Raw genomic sequence first — 18042 nt, 5'->3', positions numbered from 1 at the left:
CGGAGCTTATGACCACCAGTACTACGGCGGGCGCCGCCCATCTCGACACGACCACCGCTCCTCCGTTACTCAGGATTACGGGGGACTGGACGCTTGCCCACTATGCAAACCTGAAGCAGCTGTCGGACACACTCGACGGCCAATACGACGCCGGCGCACGCATCGACCTCAATGGCCTGGGCGCCCTGGACACCGCGGGCGCGTCGCTGCTGGTTGAGCTGCTGGGGCCCGACCGTATCGAGCAATCGGCCGAACAGACCGATTGCAGCTTGTCCGCCGCCGACCGCGCACTGCTCAAGACCGTCTACCGCTCGCTGAATGATTTTTGTGTGCCGGACAAAGCCCCGGAAGAAGCCGCCGGTATCCAGGTGCTGGCGCGCATCGGCCGCGCAGTGGACACCGTGTGGCAAGACAGCAAGAAGCTGCTCGGCTTTATCGGCTTGATCCTGGAAACCTTTGCCCGCGGCATCTTGCGCCCCAAGCGCTGGCGCATTACGCCAATGGTCGCGCATATCGAACAGACCGGCCTCGACGCCGCTCCCATTGTGGCCTTGCTGACCTTCTTGGTCGGCGCAGTGGTGGCATTTCTCGGCGCTACGGTGCTCAAGAGCTTCGGCGCAACCATTTTTACCGTGGACTTGGTGGCGTTCTCTTTCCTGCGTGAATTTGGCGTGCTGCTCACTGCAATCCTGATCGCCGGCCGCACTGCCAGTGCCTTCACCGCGCAAATCGGCTCGATGAAGGCCAACGAAGAAATCGACGCCATCCGCACCCTGGGCCTGGACCCGATGGAGCTGCTGGTGTTGCCGCGCGTGATGGCGCTGCTGGTGTCGCTGCCGATGCTGACCTTTCTGGCGATGCTCTCGGGGATTGTCGGCGGCGGCGTGGTGTGCGCGGTGGCGCTGGATATTTCACCGGCGATGTTTCTCTCGCTGCTGCAATCGGACATCGGTGTACAACATTTTCTGGTGGGCATGGTGAAAGCGCCGATCTTTGCCTTCCTGATCGCCGCGATTGGCTGCCTCGAAGGCTTCAAGGTCAGCGGCAGCGCCGAATCGGTCGGCGCCCACACCACCTCCAGCGTGGTGCAATCGATTTTTGTGGTGATCGTGCTGGACGCGGTTGCCGCGCTGTTCTTTATGGAGATGGGCTGGTGAGTCGTCTACACCGAGCGCCCACCGAGGCGGTGATCGAAGTGCGCGGCCTGTGCAACCGCTTTGGCAGCCAGAGCGTGCACGAGAACCTCGATCTGGATTTATACAAAGGCGAGATCCTCGCGGTGGTGGGCGGTTCCGGCAGCGGCAAGTCGGTGTTGCTGCGCAGCATCGTCGGCCTGCGCCGGCCCAGCGAAGGCGAGGTGCGGGTGTTCGGCAAGAACCTGCCGAGCCTGCCGGAACAGCAACGCTCACAGGTGGAGCGACGCTTCGGCGTGCTGTTTCAGAAGGGCGCGCTGTTTTCGTCGCTGACCGTCACAGAAAACGTCGCCCTGCCGCTGATCGAGCACGCGGGCCTCAGCCGCGCCGACGCCGAGCACCTGGCTGCAGTCAAGCTTGCCCTTGCGGGGTTGCCGCTGTCGGCGGCCGACAAATACCCGGCGTCGCTCTCCGGCGGCATGATCAAGCGTGCGGCCCTGGCCCGAGCCCTGGCGCTGGACCCGGACATCCTGTTTCTCGACGAACCCACCGCCGGCCTCGACCCGATTGGCGCGGCGCAATTCGACCAACTGATCCTGACCTTGCGCGATGCGCTGGGGCTGAGCGTGTTCCTGGTCACCCACGACCTCGACACGCTGTACACCATCACCGACCGTGTGGCGGTGCTGGCGCAGAAGAAAGTGCTGGTGGCCGATGCCATTGATGTCGTCTCGGAAACGAACGACCCCTGGATTCACGAATATTTCCACGGCCCCCGCGGCCGCGCGGCATTGGATGCCGCTCAATCGCTCAACGAGGTATGACATGGAAACCCGAGCCCATCATGTGATGATCGGTCTGTTCAGCGTAATCGTGGTGGTCGGCGCGATGCTGTTTGGCCTGTGGCTGGCCAAGTCCAGCGTCGACAGTGCCTTCCAGGATTATGAAGTGGTGTTCAACGAGGCGGTCAGCGGCCTGTCGCAAGGCAGCTCGGTGCAGTACAGCGGGATCAAGGTAGGTGACGTCACCAGCCTGCGCCTGGACCCCAACGACCCGCGCCGCGTACTGGCACGTATCCGCCTGGCCGGGCAGACGCCGATCAAGGAAGACACGCAGGCCAAGCTGGCCCTGACCGGCATCACCGGCACCTCGATCATCCAGCTCAGCGGCGGCACACCGCAAAGCCCGGAGCTCAAGGGCAAGGACGGCAACCTGCCGGAAATCATCGCCTCACCATCGCCGATCGCGCGCCTGCTCAATAACAGCAACGACCTGATGACCAGCATCAACCTGCTGCTGCACAACGCCAACCACATGTTCTCCCGGGAGAACGTCGAGCGCCTGAGCAACACGCTGGACAACCTGCAACAAACCACTGGCGCCATCGCCGAGCAACGCGGTGACATCAAGGTGGTGATGCAGCAATTGATGCAGGTGAGCAAACAGGCGACGGCCGCCCTGGAGCAAACCACCGTGCTGATGCGCAACGCCAACGGCCTGTTGAACGATCAAGGCAAGCAAGCCTTCGGCAGCGCCGAGCAGGCAATGAAATCGCTCGAACAAAGCACCGCAACCATCAACACCTTGCTGACCAATAACAAGGACTCGGTGAACAGCGGCATGCAGGGCCTCAACGAACTGGCGCCGGCCGTGCGCGAACTGCGCGAAACCCTGGGTTCGCTGCGCGCCATCTCCCGCCGCCTGGAAGCCAACCCCAGCGGCTACCTGCTGGGCAGCGACAAGAATAAGGAGTTCACGCCATGAAGCGCGCTTATCAACTGATCGCCCCTGTGGCCTTGGTGCTGGTCGGCGCCTGCTCGATTTTGCCCAAGCCCGACCCTTCGGACGTGTACCGCCTGGCTTCGGCCCAGACGACCACCCAAGGCGCGCCGGTGAGCTGGTCGCTGCGCGTGAGCAAGCCGCAGAGCAGCGAGTTTCTCGACAGCCCGCGCATTGCCGTGGTGCCCAACGGTGACCTGATCAGCAGCTATGCGAACTCACGCTGGAGCGACCCGACGCCGGTGTTGCTGCGCAACCGGTTCATGGACGGTTTCCAGCGCGATGGGCGGGTGACGCTGTTGAGTACCGACGAGACCAACTTGCAGGCCGATTATGAGCTGGGCGGGCAATTGCAGGCATTTCAGAGTGAGTACCATGGCAGCGCGGTGGAAGTGCTGATCCGCCTGGATGCGCGGTTGGTGCGCGGAAGTGATCAACGGATTATTGCCAGCCGGCGGTTTGAGGTGAGACAGCCGGTGGGTGACACCAAAGTGCCGGCGGTGGTTGCCGCGTTTGGGCAGGCGGGGGATCAGTTGAATAGGCAGGTGGTGGATTGGGTGGTGCAGCAGGGCCAAAGTGCTGCGAAACGCTGAGGGCCTCTTCGCGAGCAAGCCCGCTCCCACATTTGACCGCGTTTATTCTGACGAAACGCGTTCGAATGTGGGAGCGGGCTGGCTCGCGAAAGCGGTGTGAGCCTTAACCGAAGAACCAATAGCACACCGCAATCGCCGCCACGACACCGGCAAACTCTGCCAGCAACGCACACCCCACCGCATGCCGCGCCCGCTGGATCCCCACCGAGCCGAAGTACACCGCCAACACGTAGAAGGTGGTTTCGGTACTGCCCTGAATCGTCGCCGCCACCAACGCCGGGAAGCTGTCCACGCCCTTGGTTTGCATGGTCTCGATCAGCAGCGCCCGCGCGGCACTGCCGGAAAAGGGCTTGACCATGGCGGTCGGCAACGCGTCGACAAAACGCGTGTCCATACCCGTCCACGCCACCAGGTGGCGAATGCCTTCAAGGCCGAAGTCCAACGCACCCGAGGCGCGTAACACGCCCACCGCGCACAGCATCGCCACCAGATACGGCAGCAGGTTCTTGGCAACGTCGAAGCCCTCTTTGGCGCCTTCGACGAACGCCTCGTATACCTTGACCTTGCGCAGCGCACCGATCAGCAAAAACAGCATGATCAACCCGAACAGCGTCAGGTTGCCAAGGATCGATGACAAACCGGCCAGCGCCGTGGCGGACAAGGTCGCCAGCAACGCCATAAAGCCACCGAGGATCAATGCGCCGGGCACCAGGTAGGCCAGCACCACCGGATCCCACAGCCGCAGGCGCTGCATCACCGCCACCGACAATAGGCCGACCAGGGTCGAGGCGCTGGTTGCCAGCAGGATCGGCAGAAACACCAGCGTCGGGTCCGCTGCGCCTTGCTGGGCGCGGTACATGAAGATGGTCACCGGCAACAGCGTCAGCGAAGACGCATTCAGCACAAGGAACAGAATCTGCGCGTTACTGGCGGTGTTGGGGATCGGGTTGAGTTCCTGCAGCGCCTTCATGGCTTTCAGGCCAATCGGCGTGGCGGCGTTGTCCAGTCCAAGGCCATTGGCGGCGAAGTTGAGGGTGATCAAGCCGATGGCGGGGTGGCCGGCCGGCACTTCCGGCATCAGGCGGCGAAACAGCGGGCCGAGGGCCTTGGCCAACCAGTCGACAATCCCGGCTTTTTCGGCGATGCGCAAAAAGCCCAGCCATAAGGTCAGGGTGCCGAACAGCAGCACCATGACTTCCACCGACAATTTGGCCATGGCGAAAATGCTTTCCACCATCGCCGCAAAAATCCCGGCATTACCGCCAATCAGCCATTGCGCCAGTGCTGACACCATTGCCACGACAAAGAAGCCAAGCCACAGGCCATTAAGCATCTGTTGAATCCCCCGAAAGATGGGGCGAATGATAGCGGGGCTGGCAGAAACGACAAACCCCGGAATTTTCCGGGGTTTGTGTTCACGCCGCGGGCTATCAGCCGCGGGTGGCTTGGGTGGCTGGCGAGGCCTCTTTGCTGCGCCAGTGCGGCAGGGAGTTCCAGTAGCGCTCGCCTTTGGCGTCGTCGTACATGCCTTCCCAACGGGAGATGACCAATACGGCCAAAGCGTTGCCGATCACGTTGAGTGCGGTGCGCGCCATGTCCATCACACGGTCGACACCGGCGATGAACGCCAGGCCTTCCAGCGGAATGCCCACGCTGCCCAGGGTAGCCAGCAAGACGACGAAGGACACACCCGGCACACCGGCGATACCTTTGGAGGTCACCATCAGGGTCAGCACCAGCATCAGTTGCTGGCCGATCGACAGGTCAATGCCGTACAGCTGGGCGATAAAGATCGCCGCGATGCTCTGATACAGGGTCGAACCGTCGAGGTTGAACGAGTAGCCGGTCGGTACCACAAAGCTGCAGATGGCCTTCGGCGCGCCGTAAGCTTCCATCTTCTCGATGACGCGCGGCAGCACGGTTTCGGAACTGGCGGTGGAGTAGGCCAGTACCAGCTCATCCTTGAAGATGCGCATCAGCTTGATCACCGAGAAGCCGAACAGGCGAGCGATCAGGCCCAGCACCACGAAGGCGAAGAACAGAATGGCGACGTAAACCAGAATCACCAGCTTGGCCAGCGGCAGCAACGAGGCGAAGCCGAAGTTGGCGACGGTCACCGCGATCAAGGCAAATACGCCGATCGGGGCGTACTTCATGATCATGTGGGTGACTTTGAACATGCTCTCGGAGACGCCCTGGAACATTGTGACCAGAGGCTCGCGCAGTTCCGGCTTGAGGCTCGACAAGCCGAGGCCGAACAGCACCGAGAAGAAGATGATCGGCAGCATGTCGCCACGGGCGACGGCGGCGAAGATATTCGAAGGAATCAGGTTGAGGATGGTCTCGATGAACGCATGCTCATGCTGCACTTCGGCAGCGGTGGCGGTGTACTTGGAGATATCGACGGTACCCAGGGTACTCATGTCGATGCCAGCGCCTGGGTGGAACAGGTTGGCCAACAACAGGCCGACCACGATGGCGATGGTGGTGACCACTTCGAAGTAAAGGATGGTTTTGACGCCGATGCGACCGAGCTTCTTCGCGTCACCCACGCCGGCGATGCCAACGATCAGTGAGGAAATCACAATCGGGATCACGATCATCTTGATCAGGCGGATAAAGATATCGCCCGCCGGCTGCAACACATTGCTGATCCACCAGGCTTTTTCAGCACTGAAATGGTTGAGCACTGCACCGATTGCGATCCCCAGCACCAAACCGATGAGGATCTGCCAGGCGAGGCTTAGCTTTGCCTTCTTCATGTCATTACCCTTACTTCAAGTGGACTTAAGGCAAATGCGCCATCTGGAACGCTCGGAAGCGAAAAAGTGTGTGCATCTGCCTCCGTAGAAGGTCACCGCAGCGTGGCCGAAATGGCTTACTGGCAGGCGAAAAAAGGCGCAACTATTCCCATGCAAGGGGGCGACGTCTAATGCCGTAAACGCCTACCCTATGCCGAATCGGCATGGCTTTTTTTGAAAATAGTTGTCTGAATGGTCAGTTCGATTCCGCCATTCAACCCGGTGAATATGCCGTGAACCGGCCACTAGCGGCTCGCTCAGAGATGTTGGACGTCTGTGAGCTACTGGCAAAAATGCCTGGAATTAGATGGGGTTGGCGTCCGAAAAGTCCTATAGCGCGAGCATAATTTTCTAGATAGAAGGTCGCACCGACACACCAAGTAACGGTTGGGAGGAGGCGAGATAGAAAATAGCGGCTATGGGCGACATACAAGAGGGTTAATGCGCGCGATAAGCCCGCCGCAAGTTCATCAAGCTTGAGGACTTGTGAACTTGCGTCGCAGCTTTTCGCCTGACCCGGCCCTTGCGCAGGCACTCCCTGTACCCGTAGGTCACGCCGATCCGAATCGATCAGAGCAACCCGGCCCCCTGGTCATGCATCACTCTTGGCGAGTGGTGCAGACAGAAAGAAGCAAAGAGGCTTCTTTCTATGGACGCCGGCTCCGTTGACGACAGATGCGTCAGATGGAACCTAGTACCAATTCGGATCTTTCTTAAGCTGTTCCATCAGCAGTTGTTTCATGCCTTCGTTCGGTTTACCGATAAAACGGTAATCGGCGTGCCGCGTCGGGGATTTGTCTGCCGGCAAACCGGCCGGGACTTCAACCAACATGGCGTAGGCGTCTTCCTTGTCGTAGCTGAAGGCGACGATCAGGCGCTTGTTCAGGCACGTGTCTGCGGTCTCGCAGAGTGGCCCGACCAGGTATTTGTCGCCATCTTCTTCCACGGCATTCATTTGTTCGGCCGTACCGGACAGGTTCATCACCCATTCCGGCAGGCGCTGTTCTTTCTTGACCACGCTTTGCCAGGTTTCGCGGTACTGCTTGTCCGCACTGAGCAATTCGTTAGCCCGGGACTGGCCGTCATTGGCGGCCATCGCCAAGCCGCTACCGCCCAGAATCAGGGCGGCAGCACAGGCTTTGATAAACAAAGTGGTCATATTCAGCCTCGGCCGCGACGACCAAAGAAGAACGAAGCGATGAACATCACCAGGAAGACCACAAACAGAATTTTTGCGATACCCGTGGCGGTGCCCGCGATACCACCGAAGCCCAGGACTGCAGCCACAATGGCGATGATCAGAAATGTGATTGCCCAACTCAACATGGTGATTCTCCTTACGCTTTTATAGGGGTAACAGCGGTAGTGCCGTGCAGCCGCTCAACACAAGCGACCTTTTGTTGCCTAGAACACCCAACGTTCTTGAGCAGGCAACTCGCCAAGAGTCGAATCCTGGTCTGCCACTCTCAATTGCGGGGCGGTAACGTCGGCAGCCACGCTGCTGACGGAACTGAAATGGTGCTGGGTCATTACCGGACGTTCGAATTGCAGGGTTTGCTGCTGACTCTGCTGCCAATGCTGGAACTGCTGGCCCGCAATCAACGTGACCATCAAGGCCAGGCTGGCAAACAGACCTTGCTGCAAGCGCAGTGGCGATACACGCAATTGGCTGAGGCTTTGGCGAGTCATGCTGCATTTCTCCCGCATTCTGATTATTCGGTCATGACACTGTTGAGAGGGATATTGCAGGGCGCGTGCCAGTTTTTTTACAAAATAAAACTCAATAAAATCAATAGGTTAACAATACATCTCGGATCGACAGCCCAGCATCCTGCACGATACCCCTATCCAGGCCGTGCGAAATGCACGATGGTCAGTGGTCGGGTCAAGGGATCGAAAAGAGAAATAGCGTTGCCGAAGTGGCTACTAGGCATGAAAAGGCCATCAAATCGCGCGTTTGTAGGAGGTTGTGCAGATACCTGCGCGAAGATGGCTTTTATCGATCAGAATAAACCATGCAACTTGCCCGATTATTCCGGGACTAAACACCATCATTCATAGTTAAGGGGAGCGCGGGACAGATGGAATCAGCCAAGGAACTTCAAGGCCGCATTCTTTTAGTGGATGACGAATCCGCGATCCTTCGCACCTTCCGTTACTGCCTGGAAGATGAAGGCTACACCGTAGCCACCGCCAACAGCGCTGCGCAGGCGGATGCGCTGATGCAGCGCCAGGTGTTCGACCTGTGCTTCCTGGACCTGCGCCTGGGCGAGGACAATGGCCTGGACGTGTTGGCGCAGATGCGCATCCAGGCGCCGTGGATGCGCGTGGTGATTGTGACCGCACACTCGGCCGTGGATACCGCAGTAGACGCGATCCAGGCTGGCGCCGCCGATTATCTGGTCAAGCCCTGCAGCCCGGACCAACTGCGCCTCGCTACCGCCAAGCAATTGGAAGTGCGCCAACTCTCCGCTCGCCTCGAAGCACTGGAAGGCGAAGTTCGCCAGCCAAAGGATGGCCTCGACTCCCACAGCCCGGCCATGATGGTAGTGCTGGAAACCGCGCGCCAGGTCGCGGGCACCGACGCCAACATCTTGATCCTTGGTGAATCAGGCACAGGTAAGGGTGAATTGGCCCGCGCCATTCACGGCTGGAGTAAGCGCTCGAAGAAGTCCTGCGTGACCATCAACTGCCCCTCACTGACGGCAGAGCTGATGGAAAGCGAACTGTTCGGTCACAGCCGCGGCGCCTTTACCGGTGCCAGCGAAAGCACCTTGGGCCGAGTCAACCAGGCGGATGGCGGCACGCTGTTTCTCGATGAAATCGGCGATTTTCCCCTCACCTTGCAACCAAAGTTGCTGCGCTTCATTCAAGACAAGGAATACGAACGCGTGGGCGACCCGGTCACCCGACGCGCCGATGTACGCATTCTCGCGGCGACCAACCTCAACCTGGAAGACATGGTGCGCGACGGCCGCTTCCGTGAAGATTTGCTCTACCGCCTGAATGTCATCACCTTGCACTTGCCACCGCTGCGTGAGCGCAGTGAAGACATTTTGACGTTGGCCGACCGCTTCCTGGCGCGCTTCGTTAAGGAATACGCCCGACCGGCACGCGGCTTCAGCGATGAAGCGCGCGAAGCACTGCTCAACTACCGCTGGCCGGGGAATATCCGAGAACTGCGAAACGTTGTGGAGCGAGCCAGCATCATCTGCCCTCAGGAAAAGGTTGAAATCAGCCACCTCGGGATGGCCGAGCAGCCGACCAACAATGCGCCGCGCATTGGTGCGGCGCTGAGCCTGGATGAGCTGGAGAAAGCCCACATCGGCGCGGTACTCGCCACCAGTGACACGCTGGACCAGGCGGCCCGCACTCTCGGTATCGACGCGTCGACCCTGTACCGCAAACGTAAACAGTACAACTTGTGAGCTGTACCCTATGAAGCTAGCGATGAAACTGCGCACTCGTTTGTTCCTGAGTATCTCAGCGCTGATCACCGTCGCCCTGCTGGGACTGGTCTTGGGACTGGTCAGTGTCATGCAAATGGCCAAGAGCCAGGAGTCGCTGATCCGCAGCAACTTCATCACCCTGGACCTTGGCCTCAAGCTGCGTCAGACCCTGGGTGACCAGTTGATCCTGATGCTGCAGGAGCAACCGGACCCCGAGGTACTGAAAACTTCAAAAGAGCAATATTTCGCCTTGCTGGATGAGGGCATCGCCCATGAACAGCAAGACGGCAAGCTCAGCGGGTTCAGTCAGGCACGCATTGACTACCTGAACTTCCTCAAGGCATTTGACGAAGCCCAGCAAAGCCCACTGGCAAATAGCAAAGACCCGAAGCTGACCGAAACCTTCAACGCCTTGCGCAATGGCCTGATCGCCGAGCACAAGCACGCGCTGGAGAATATCAACGAGAGTGAACACAAATCCCGCGACCGGGCGCTGCTGATTGCCGGTCTTTTGGGCCTGGTCGGGCTGGCAGTGTTGATCATCGGCTTCATCACTGCACACGGTATCGCCCGACGTTTTGGTGGCCCCATCGAAGCCTTGGCCAAAGCCGCCGACAAGATCGGGCAGGGTGATTTCGAAGTGACGCTGCCTATCTCGTCGGCCGCGGAGATGAACCAGTTGACCCGCCGCTTCGGCATCATGGCCGAAGCGTTGCGCCAGCATCAGGCAACCAATGTCGACGAACTGCTGGCCGGCCAGCAGCGTCTGCAAGCGGTGCTCGACAGCATCGACGATGGCCTGCTGATGATCGACCGCCAAGGCCGCCTCGAACACCTCAACCCCGTAGCACAGCGCCAGCTGGGCTGGGACGAGGCACGGTTGGGGCAGGGCTTGGGCGAAGCATTGGGTCGCCCGGAAATGGATGAGCAGCTGCAACTGGTGCTGCGCGGCGGCAACCTGGAGCGGGCACCTGAGGACTTGGAAGTGGAGGTCGAGGGCGAATTGCGCCTGCTGACCTACAGCCTGACGCCAGTCAGTCATACCCAGGGGCATATTCTTGGGGCGGTGATGGTGCTGCACGATGTGACCGAGCAGCGCGCTTTCGAGCGCGTGCGTAGCGAATTCGTCTTGCGGGCCTCCCACGAACTGCGTACGCCCGTCACCGGTATGCACATGGCCTTCGGGCTGTTTCGCGAGCGCGCGAAGTTTCCCGCAGAGTCCCGTGAAGCGGACCTGCTGGATACGGTTAATGAAGAAATGCAGCGCTTGATGCAGTTGATCAACGACTTGCTCAACTTCTCGCGCTACCAGAATGGCCTGCAAAAACTCACGCTAGGGCCGTGCGATGTCACCGATCTGCTGGAGCATGCACGAGCCCGATTTACCGAGCTGGCAAATGCTCAGCACATCGAACTGCTGGTGGAAGCCCAATCTGACTTGCCCAGGCTGTACGCAGACCAGGCCCAGCTTGAGCGCGTACTCGACAACCTTTTAGGCAATGCATTGCGACATACCGCCGATGGCGGGCAAATTCGCCTGCAGGCGCGCCGTCATGGCGAACGGGTGATTATCAGCGTCGAGGATAACGGCGAAGGTATCGCCTATGGCCAGCAAGGACGTATCTTCGAACCTTTCGTGCAGGTTGGACGCAAGAAAGGCGGCGCCGGCCTGGGGCTGGCGCTGTGCAAGGAAATTGTGCAACTGCACGGCGGGCGCATGGGCGTCTACTCGCGGCCGGGGCAGGGCACGCAGTTCTACATGGCGCTGCCGCTTTAGCACCTAACTCCGATTCAGTGCGCGCAGGATCGCAGCGCTTTCTGCATCCGGCGTGCCATCAAACAGCGATGGCCGGAAATGCATCTGGAACGCCGCGATCACATGCCGCGTGGCAACATCCAGCTCGCCGGTCTGTGGTGTCTGATAGCCCAACCGCGCCAACTCTTCCTGGAACCAGGTGATGCTCGGCAGGTTAGCGGCGTACTGCATCTGGAATCGAGCGACGGCCTGCGCATTCGGCCAAGCTCCCAGCCCCTCAGCTGCCAAGCGCTTCCACGGGAACAACGGGCCCGGATCGAGCTTGCGCAACGGCGCGATATCGCTATGACCAATGATGTTCTTGGGGTCGATGCCATTACGCTTGCTGATGTCCTTGAGCAACACCACCAACGACTGCACCTGCGCCTCGGAATACGGGTACCAGACGCGGCCAGTCGGTGTGTCGCGATAACCCGGGTTGACGATCTCGATACCAATGGAGCTGGAGTTGAGCCACGTACGGCCCATCCACTCGCTTTCTCCGGCGTGCCAGGCGCGTTGGCTCTCATCCACCAGCTTATAGATGGTGCCTGAAGCATCGTCGCCGATCAGGTAATGACTGCTGACCTGGCCATGCGTCAATAGCGCCAGGGAGCGTTCAAGGTTGGTGGAGGTGTAATGGACGACAACGAACTGCACACGATTGTCGTGATTGAGCGAAGGATGGTTGGTGTCCAGGCGAGGGCCGCTCGCGCAGCCGGCGAGCAGGAGCAATACGAAGGCAAGGTAAAAGGATTTCATGGCAGAAGACATTACGCTGAAGACGATAATGCAACAGTGTAACGTACGGATTGTGCCTGAGCGGTCAAATTACAAAATGGAACATCTTTTACGCCGCCTGCACCTGATTACGTCCCGCCGCCTTCGCTCGATAGAGCGCTTCGTCGGCACGCTTTAGCGCCAAGTCACTGCGCTCACCCGGCTGGAACTGCGCCACACCCATGGACACCGTTATCGTCACCGGTTCGCCCTTGAAATGGAAAGGGCAGGCCTCGATAGCCGCGCGCAACACCTCACCCACGCCCAAGGCATCCGACAAAGCGGAGTCAGGCATCAGCAATACAAACTCTTCACCGCCAAACCGCGCGATAAAGTCAGTCGGGCGCAGGCACTTGCGCAACACATTGGCGATGATCTTCAACACTTTGTCGCCCGCCAAGTGTCCGTAGCCGTCGTTGACGCGCTTGAAGTGATCAAGGTCCAGCATGGCCAGCGACAGGCTGTTGCCGCGCTGGTGCCAGGCGTTGACTTCGTGGTCCAGACGCTCGCTCCAGGCTGCCCGGTTGGGCAGGCCGGTGAGCGGATCGATCAACGCCTTCTGGCGCTGGACTTCCAGATGCTCGCGATACCCTTGGGCTTCCTGCTCCATATTCGCCACCCGTTCAGCCAGCCCCTTGAGGCGCGCCGCCACTTCCTGCTCTCGCTGATCACGCTGCTGCTGATGTTGATCCATGGTGCCGAGCAGGCCTTCAAGGTGGCTCTCTAGCACCTGCTTGAGGCTGTCAAGGTCGGCTGCCTCCTGCACGCTGCTTTGCAGGCCGTCGACTTGTTCACGAATCTGCGTGTCCAGCTCGCGCGCGGCCGAGCGGCTGTCAGCGTGACCATCACTGGCTACTTGCAGATGGCCCTGGAACGCTTCGAGGCGCTCATTGAGCTGTTTGAGGTAAGCCTCGAACTCGTGCTGGCCACTGTCGGTGATCGCCAGCATCAACACCGCCAAGTCATCGAGAATCGGCAGCAGTTCGTACCAGTTCAAGCCATGAGCCAGGCGTTCGCGCATGGCCTCAGCCTGGGGACGGTGACGCTCGGGCAGTGACAGGTCTTCCAACAGGCCAAGCAAGGTGTCTTCGATGTGCTTGGCAACCGAGCTGTACGAAGGTTCGGGCGAGTCGGGCAGTGCGTAGACGCCATCCGATTCCAACGCATCCGGGTCAGGCTCCAGACCTTCCAGCACAGGCGGGAGCGACAAGCTGCCAATGGCGGTTTCGTTTGGAGTGTCGAGCTCGACCTGCGCCTCTTCGATAAAGGCAGCAAGTGCGCTTTCTGGGGCGGTTTCTTCTATCAGCACCTCCACCGCTTCAGGTTCAGGCACCTCGACAGGCCCCTCTGCAGCCGGTGCCTCGAAGGCAAAGGTTTCGCCGGCAACCTCCGCCACTTTGACAGGCACAACGTGTTCGGGTTGTGACGCTGCCGGCGTTTTCGGCAGTGGCGCAAAGGCGCGCAAGGCTTGGGTCAGTTCTTCGGATTGGTCCGGTTCCTGAGGCTCAGGGGCGAGCTTGGGCGCCGTGGATTTTGGCGCAGCCGGCGCTGGTGTAGCTTCAACCACCGGCGCTTCATTTGAACCCTCTTTCGCGCCAAACAGACGTTGCAGCAGACCCGGTCCAGGGCGCGGGGTTTCGCCATCCGAATCCAGGTTATTCAGCGCCTGCCCTTGCAGGCTGCTCAGCTCGCTGAGCAACAATGGAATCTCGCGTGCCTGGCCGACTCGCCCCTCCAGTTGCTTGGCAAAGGTTTTCAGCGGGCGCGCGACTTCACGCGGCAGCGGCAGCTTTTGCAACTGCGCGACCAGGGCCGTGAGCGCAGTGCTGATCTGGTCGACCCGGGTTTCGCGGCGCTGTTCTGAATCCAGCACGGCCTTTTCCAGGCGCGGCAGCAGGGCTGCGAGGGCGGCGTCCATGTCGTCGGTACGCACGACGTCGCGCATCTCTTTCATGCATTGGTCAACCGCGCGATCGGTGCCCTCAGCCGCCAGCGTGCTGCGCACCAGGCCTCGACGTAACAAGTCGAGGCGGGCAGCCCAGCGACGTTCGAGCTTGTCTTGCTGCTCGACGCTTTTCAGGTATTTCTCTTTCCAGCGCTGGGCGTCGTCGCTCATGCAAGGGGTCCGCGAGGGCCTGGGCTCAACGCGGGTAATGCATCAGCCGTAAGCGAACCCGGCAGACGAATCTCTACCGCGACGGGCAGGTGATCGGAGATGGGCTGCGCCAGTACTTGAACACTTTCGAGTGTGAGTGTCGGACTGAGCAGGATGTGGTCGAGACAGCGTTGCGGGCGCCAACTGGGGAACGTGGCTTCGACTTGCGGCGCCAGCAACCCGAGGTCCCTCAAGGGGGAATTCTGCAGCAGGTCGTTGGCATGGGTATTCATGTCACCCATCAGTACCTGGTGCTTGTAGTTGCCAATTAATTCACGAATATAAGCGAGCTGCAGGTTGCGCGTACGCCCCCCGAGTGCCAGGTGCATCATCACCACCACCAAGGCTTCGGGGCCTTCGCCGAAACGCACGAGGATCGCCCCGCGCCCTTTGGGGCCTGGCAAGGGGTGATCTTCGATGGCAGTCGGCTTCAAGCGGCTGAGCACGCCATTGCTATGCTGCGCCAGACGCCCGAGGTTGCGGTTGAGTTGCTGATACCAGTACGGGAACGCACCGAGCTGCGCCAGGTGTTCCACCTGGTTGATGTAGCCGGAGCGTATGCTGCCGCCGTCAGCTTCCTGCAGGGCGACCAAATCGAAGTCGTTCAGCAGGTTGCCGATTTTTTGCAGGTTAACGGCACGCCCATTGTGGGGCAGCAAATGCTGCCAGCCACGGGTGAGGTAGTGCCGATACTTTTCAGTGCTGATGCCCACCTGAATATTGAAGCTGAGCAAGCGCAAGCGGCTATCTGCCGGAAGGCCTGTGGATTCCAGGTGATGCTCGTTGACCTTCGCATCATGCAGGCCAACGACACGTTCAGTACCCCAGCGGCGCATGGTAGGCCCCTTACTTGGCTGCGCGCTCTTTGGCGATCAGTTGGTCGGCAACGTTCAGCGCTTGCTCTTCGCCACCAGCACTGCCGATGTCGAAACGGTATTTACCGTTGACGATCAGCGTAGGTACGCCTTGTACGCCGTACTTCTGGGCGAGCTCTTTGTATTGGGCCATCTTGCCCTTCACAGCGAACGAGTTGAACGTTTCAAGGAATTTGGTTTTATCGACGCCCTGAGTGGCGACGAAATCAGCCATGTCTTCAGGTTTGACCAGGCGCTTGCCTTCTTTCTGAATGGCATTGAACACCGCTGCGTGCACTTTGTGCTCTACACCCATGGTGTCCAGCGTGATGAAGAGTTGACCATGAGCATCCCATGGGCCGCCGAACAACGCTGGGACGCGTTTGAAATTCACATCCTCAGGCAGCTTCTCGACCCACGGATTGATGACCGGCTCAAAAGCATAGCAATGCGGGCAGCCATACCAGAACAGTTCCACGACTTCGATCTTGCCTGGCACCGAAACCGGCACCGGGTTGGCCAATTCAACGTAGGTTTTACCGGCTTCAAGCGGCACATTATCGGCAGCTTGTGCGGTCATGCCGAAGAGGCTGGCAGTGACGAGAGCGGCGCTGAGGATCAGATTACGCATGCTTTACTCCTGGACAAATAAAGTCGCCTCACGCGACCTTTAGGTGTGACAGGTCTACGCGGGCATGAGTTCGTTAGTGTAACGGCACCGGCCACAAAAAAGGGCGGCCTAAGCCACCCTTTTTATGCTTGCATCGACGGATTAATCGAGCGTTAACGTCCTGCCCGGATCAGTGCAGGCCTTGGATGTAGCTGGACAGCGCTTCGATGTCTTTATCCGAAAGCTTGGCCGCAATATCAGTCATCATTTTGTTACCCGCGTCGCCATCGATATAGCGAACCTTCTCGCGAAAATCCTTCAATTGCTTGGCCGTGTACTGAGCATGTTGACCACTCAGGTGAGGGAAGCCCGCCGCTGCGACACCGCCGCCGTCCGGAATATGGCAAGCCTTGCACGCCGGCATGCCGCCGATAGGCTGGTCTTCGGCGAGCTTGCCACCGCGGAACAACGCTTGGCCTTTTTCCACCAGTTTCGGATCGGCAGCTCCCACACTGCCTTTCTGGCTGGCAAAATACGCCGCGATGTCCGCCAGGTCTTGATCACTGAGGTTGGTCAGCAGGCCGGTCATTTCCAGCACCGTGCGCTTGCCGTCCTTGATGTCGTGCATCTGCTTGGTCAGGTAACGTTCACCCTGGCCGGCGAGTTTGGGGAAGTTTGGTGCCGGGCTATTGCCATCCGGTCCATGGCAAGCACCACACACGGCGGCTTTCGCCTGACCCGCTGTAGCGTCGCCTGCAGCATGGGCAACACCGGTGATGCCCAAGGTCAACAGCAGACTCACGATCAGTTTGTTCATCAGCTAATCCAACTACGGCTAAGGGTTTAAGAGTTATCTACCGGGTTTACTCACCATCAATTCAATGATGGCCTGGTAATCCTCAGTACTGCAGTCCATGCACAAACCACGCGGCGGCATCGCCTTGAAACCCTGGTTACGTGTTGCACCAACGTGTCCATCCCCTTGGCCAGTCTTGGCTGCCAGGCTGCCTGGTCACCCCGTTTAGGGGCATTAGGCAGCTGGCCGGCATGGCAAGCTACGCAAACTCGGTTGTACACCGCCTCCGGATCCTGTGTAGCCTGAGCGCCGTAAAGCGGAATCAGGACACCAAAAGCGAGCAACCGTCGGGTCATACATCGACCTTTTCAGGGTTTGAGAGCGTTTTGCGTTCTAATGCGCAATGAAGGTCTTTCGCTCCCGTGAACCTCATCCTTCGCTGGGACAAAGCACACACAAAATCTGCGGCATTATATACTGGCGCTACTGAAACGGAAACGACACCGCTTGCCGCACCCTTTTTCGGCACCGCCCACATCGGAAATCTCATGCAACTCAAGAATCCCATCCTCGGCCTGTGCCAACAGTCCACGTTCATGCTCAGCGCCGCCAAAGTAGACCAATGCCCCGATGACGAAGGCTTTGAAGTCGCCTTTGCCGGTCGTTCCAACGCCGGCAAGTCCAGCGCGCTGAACACCCTGACCCACGCCAGCCTGGCACGCACCTCGAAAACCCCGGGCCGCACGCAACTTCTCAATTTCTTCAAGCTAGACGATGATCGGCGTCTGGTCGACCTGCCGGGCTACGGTTACGCAAAAGTACCTATTCCGTTGAAGCTGCACTGGCAGCGTCACCTGGAGGCTTACCTGGGTGGCCGGGAGAGTTTGAAGGGTTTGATTTTGATGATGGACATCCGTCATCCAATGACCGACTTCGACCTGCTGATGCTCGATTGGGCCGTCGCCAGCGGCATGCCGATGCATATCCTGCTGACCAAGGCAGACAAGCTGACCTACGGAGCAGCCAAGAACACCCTGCTCAAAGTGCAGTCCGACATCCGTAAGGGTTGGGGTGATGCAATCACCATCCAGCTGTTCTCGGCGCCCAAGCGCATGGGCCTGGAAGACGCCTACACGGTGTTGGCCGGTTGGATGGAATTGGCGGACAAGGGCGCTGAAGTCGCGGAATAACTTTTCTGCGGGCAAAAAAAACCCCGGACTTCGTATGGGGAGGGGAAGTTCGGGGTCCAAGTTCCGGACCGCTAGGGCGGGGTCCAGATATCTGCCAACACTTAACA

17 protein-coding genes and 1 pseudogene are annotated in these 18042 nt (G+C 59.5%); 7 read left to right on the top strand and 11 right to left on the bottom strand.

Annotation, left to right across the window (positions count from 1 at the left end; all coding sequences use genetic code 11):
* The first annotated feature begins 8 nt into the window (after nt 1–8).
* The 4 genes from AACV02_RS19095 to AACV02_RS19080 are packed head-to-tail and all read left to right on the top strand — an operon-like array spanning nt 9 to nt 3505.
* On the top strand, nt 9–1157 hold the full coding sequence (locus AACV02_RS19095) for an ABC transporter permease (RefSeq protein ID WP_119741344.1): 1149 nt from the start codon (nt 9–11) through the stop codon (nt 1155–1157).
* Nucleotides 1154–1957 (top strand): ABC transporter ATP-binding protein, encoded by an 804-nt coding sequence (locus AACV02_RS19090; protein ID WP_106576051.1) that lies wholly within the window; start codon nt 1154–1156, stop codon nt 1955–1957. The genes AACV02_RS19095 and AACV02_RS19090 overlap by 4 nt, the downstream gene beginning before the upstream one ends.
* 1 nt (nt 1958) lies before the next feature.
* Entirely contained in the window at nt 1959–2897 is a 939-nt protein-coding gene (locus AACV02_RS19085) for an MlaD family protein (protein ID WP_119741342.1), read from the top strand.
* The gene (locus tag AACV02_RS19080) at nt 2894–3505 is read left to right on the top strand and encodes an ABC-type transport auxiliary lipoprotein family protein (protein ID WP_119741340.1); all 612 of its coding nucleotides are present in this window, start codon (nt 2894–2896) and stop codon (nt 3503–3505) included. The genes AACV02_RS19085 and AACV02_RS19080 overlap by 4 nt, the downstream gene beginning before the upstream one ends.
* Nucleotides 3506–3608: 103 nt before the next feature.
* Here the strand turns inward: AACV02_RS19080 and AACV02_RS19075 are convergent, their stop codons facing one another.
* The 5 genes from AACV02_RS19075 to AACV02_RS19055 form a co-directional block, all read right to left on the bottom strand.
* Nucleotides 3609–4838, bottom strand: coding sequence for a nucleoside recognition domain-containing protein (locus tag AACV02_RS19075; RefSeq protein WP_106576048.1), 1230 nt, complete (start codon nt 4836–4838; stop codon nt 3609–3611).
* 97 nt (nt 4839–4935) lie between these two features.
* On the bottom strand, nt 4936–6267 hold the full coding sequence (gene gltP / locus AACV02_RS19070) for a glutamate/aspartate:proton symporter GltP (RefSeq protein ID WP_106576047.1): 1332 nt from the start codon (nt 6265–6267) through the stop codon (nt 4936–4938).
* Between the two features lie 730 nt (nt 6268–6997).
* Complete coding sequence (locus tag AACV02_RS19065; protein WP_119741338.1) at nt 6998–7465, bottom strand: inhibitor of vertebrate lysozyme family protein; 468 nt, start codon at nt 7463–7465, stop codon at nt 6998–7000.
* Nucleotides 7466–7467: 2 nt separating this feature from the next.
* Complete coding sequence (locus AACV02_RS19060) at nt 7468–7632, bottom strand: DUF1328 domain-containing protein (RefSeq protein WP_003170804.1); 165 nt, start codon at nt 7630–7632, stop codon at nt 7468–7470.
* A gap of 78 nt (nt 7633–7710) precedes the next feature.
* Nucleotides 7711–7995, bottom strand: coding sequence for a hypothetical protein (locus AACV02_RS19055; RefSeq protein ID WP_106576045.1), 285 nt, complete (start codon nt 7993–7995; stop codon nt 7711–7713).
* Between the two features lie 392 nt (nt 7996–8387).
* On the opposite strand from AACV02_RS19055, the gene algB reads away from it, so the two are divergent.
* The gene (algB, locus tag AACV02_RS19050) at nt 8388–9734 is read left to right on the top strand and encodes a sigma-54-dependent response regulator transcription factor AlgB (RefSeq protein WP_078740007.1); all 1347 of its coding nucleotides are present in this window, start codon (nt 8388–8390) and stop codon (nt 9732–9734) included.
* Between the two features lie 10 nt (nt 9735–9744).
* Nucleotides 9745–11532, top strand: a complete 1788-nt coding sequence (locus AACV02_RS19045; protein WP_106576044.1) for a KinB sensor domain-containing domain — start codon at nt 9745–9747, stop codon at nt 11530–11532.
* 3 nt (nt 11533–11535) lie between these two features.
* Here the strand turns inward: AACV02_RS19045 and AACV02_RS19040 are convergent, their stop codons facing one another.
* The 6 genes and pseudogenes from AACV02_RS19040 to AACV02_RS19015 all read right to left on the bottom strand — a co-directional run bounded on the left by AACV02_RS19040 (nt 11536) and on the right by AACV02_RS19015 (nt 17101).
* On the bottom strand, nt 11536–12312 hold the full coding sequence (locus AACV02_RS19040) for an N-acetylmuramoyl-L-alanine amidase (RefSeq protein WP_119741336.1): 777 nt from the start codon (nt 12310–12312) through the stop codon (nt 11536–11538).
* A gap of 88 nt (nt 12313–12400) precedes the next feature.
* On the bottom strand, nt 12401–14446 hold the full coding sequence (locus AACV02_RS19035; RefSeq protein ID WP_119741334.1) for a GGDEF domain-containing protein: 2046 nt from the start codon (nt 14444–14446) through the stop codon (nt 12401–12403).
* Nucleotides 14443–15321, bottom strand: coding sequence for an endonuclease/exonuclease/phosphatase family protein (locus AACV02_RS19030; RefSeq protein ID WP_119741332.1), 879 nt, complete (start codon nt 15319–15321; stop codon nt 14443–14445). The genes AACV02_RS19035 and AACV02_RS19030 overlap by 4 nt, the downstream gene beginning before the upstream one ends.
* Before the next feature lie 10 nt (nt 15322–15331).
* Nucleotides 15332–15970, bottom strand: coding sequence for a thiol:disulfide interchange protein DsbA/DsbL (locus tag AACV02_RS19025; protein WP_119741330.1), 639 nt, complete (start codon nt 15968–15970; stop codon nt 15332–15334).
* A 169-nt stretch (nt 15971–16139) separates the two neighbouring features.
* The gene (locus AACV02_RS19020; RefSeq protein WP_106576039.1) at nt 16140–16766 is read right to left on the bottom strand and encodes a c-type cytochrome; all 627 of its coding nucleotides are present in this window, start codon (nt 16764–16766) and stop codon (nt 16140–16142) included.
* 33 nt (nt 16767–16799) lie between these two features.
* Nucleotides 16800–17101: pseudogene (locus AACV02_RS19015) on the bottom strand (c-type cytochrome).
* Between the two features lie 192 nt (nt 17102–17293).
* Between AACV02_RS19015 and yihA the strand changes: the two are divergent.
* Entirely contained in the window at nt 17294–17935 is a 642-nt protein-coding gene (yihA, locus tag AACV02_RS19010) for a ribosome biogenesis GTP-binding protein YihA/YsxC (protein WP_106576038.1), read from the top strand.
* The last annotated feature ends 107 nt before the right edge of the window (nt 17936–18042 follow it).

The sequence above is a fragment of the Pseudomonas sp. Larv2_ips genome (assembly GCF_963879675.1).
GTDB lineage: Bacteria > Pseudomonadota > Gammaproteobacteria > Pseudomonadales > Pseudomonadaceae > Aquipseudomonas.
This window is presented reverse-complemented; position numbering and strand designations above follow the sequence as displayed.

Excerpts from the sequence above, each read along its gene's own strand:
- AACV02_RS19095 (WP_119741344.1), top strand. The coding sequence starts at position 9 with ATGACCACCAGTACTACGGCGGGCGCCGCCCATCTCGACACGACCACC.
- AACV02_RS19085 (WP_119741342.1), top strand. The coding sequence starts at position 1,959 with ATGGAAACCCGAGCCCATCATGTGATGATCGGTCTGTTCAGCGTAATC.
- AACV02_RS19080 (WP_119741340.1), top strand. The coding sequence starts at position 2,894 with ATGAAGCGCGCTTATCAACTGATCGCCCCTGTGGCCTTGGTGCTGGTC.
- AACV02_RS19075 (WP_106576048.1), bottom strand. The coding sequence starts at position 4,838 with ATGCTTAATGGCCTGTGGCTTGGCTTCTTTGTCGTGGCAATGGTGTCA.
- gltP (WP_106576047.1), bottom strand. The coding sequence starts at position 6,267 with ATGAAGAAGGCAAAGCTAAGCCTCGCCTGGCAGATCCTCATCGGTTTG.
- AACV02_RS19065 (WP_119741338.1), bottom strand. The coding sequence starts at position 7,465 with ATGACCACTTTGTTTATCAAAGCCTGTGCTGCCGCCCTGATTCTGGGC.
- AACV02_RS19060 (WP_003170804.1), bottom strand. The coding sequence starts at position 7,632 with ATGTTGAGTTGGGCAATCACATTTCTGATCATCGCCATTGTGGCTGCA.
- AACV02_RS19055 (WP_106576045.1), bottom strand. The coding sequence starts at position 7,995 with ATGACTCGCCAAAGCCTCAGCCAATTGCGTGTATCGCCACTGCGCTTG.
- algB (WP_078740007.1), top strand. The coding sequence starts at position 8,388 with ATGGAATCAGCCAAGGAACTTCAAGGCCGCATTCTTTTAGTGGATGAC.
- AACV02_RS19045 (WP_106576044.1), top strand. The coding sequence starts at position 9,745 with ATGAAGCTAGCGATGAAACTGCGCACTCGTTTGTTCCTGAGTATCTCA.
- AACV02_RS19040 (WP_119741336.1), bottom strand. The coding sequence starts at position 12,312 with ATGAAATCCTTTTACCTTGCCTTCGTATTGCTCCTGCTCGCCGGCTGC.
- AACV02_RS19035 (WP_119741334.1), bottom strand. The coding sequence starts at position 14,446 with ATGAGCGACGACGCCCAGCGCTGGAAAGAGAAATACCTGAAAAGCGTC.
- AACV02_RS19030 (WP_119741332.1), bottom strand. The coding sequence starts at position 15,321 with ATGCGCCGCTGGGGTACTGAACGTGTCGTTGGCCTGCATGATGCGAAG.
- AACV02_RS19025 (WP_119741330.1), bottom strand. The coding sequence starts at position 15,970 with ATGCGTAATCTGATCCTCAGCGCCGCTCTCGTCACTGCCAGCCTCTTC.
- AACV02_RS19020 (WP_106576039.1), bottom strand. The coding sequence starts at position 16,766 with ATGAACAAACTGATCGTGAGTCTGCTGTTGACCTTGGGCATCACCGGT.
- yihA (WP_106576038.1), top strand. The coding sequence starts at position 17,294 with ATGCAACTCAAGAATCCCATCCTCGGCCTGTGCCAACAGTCCACGTTC.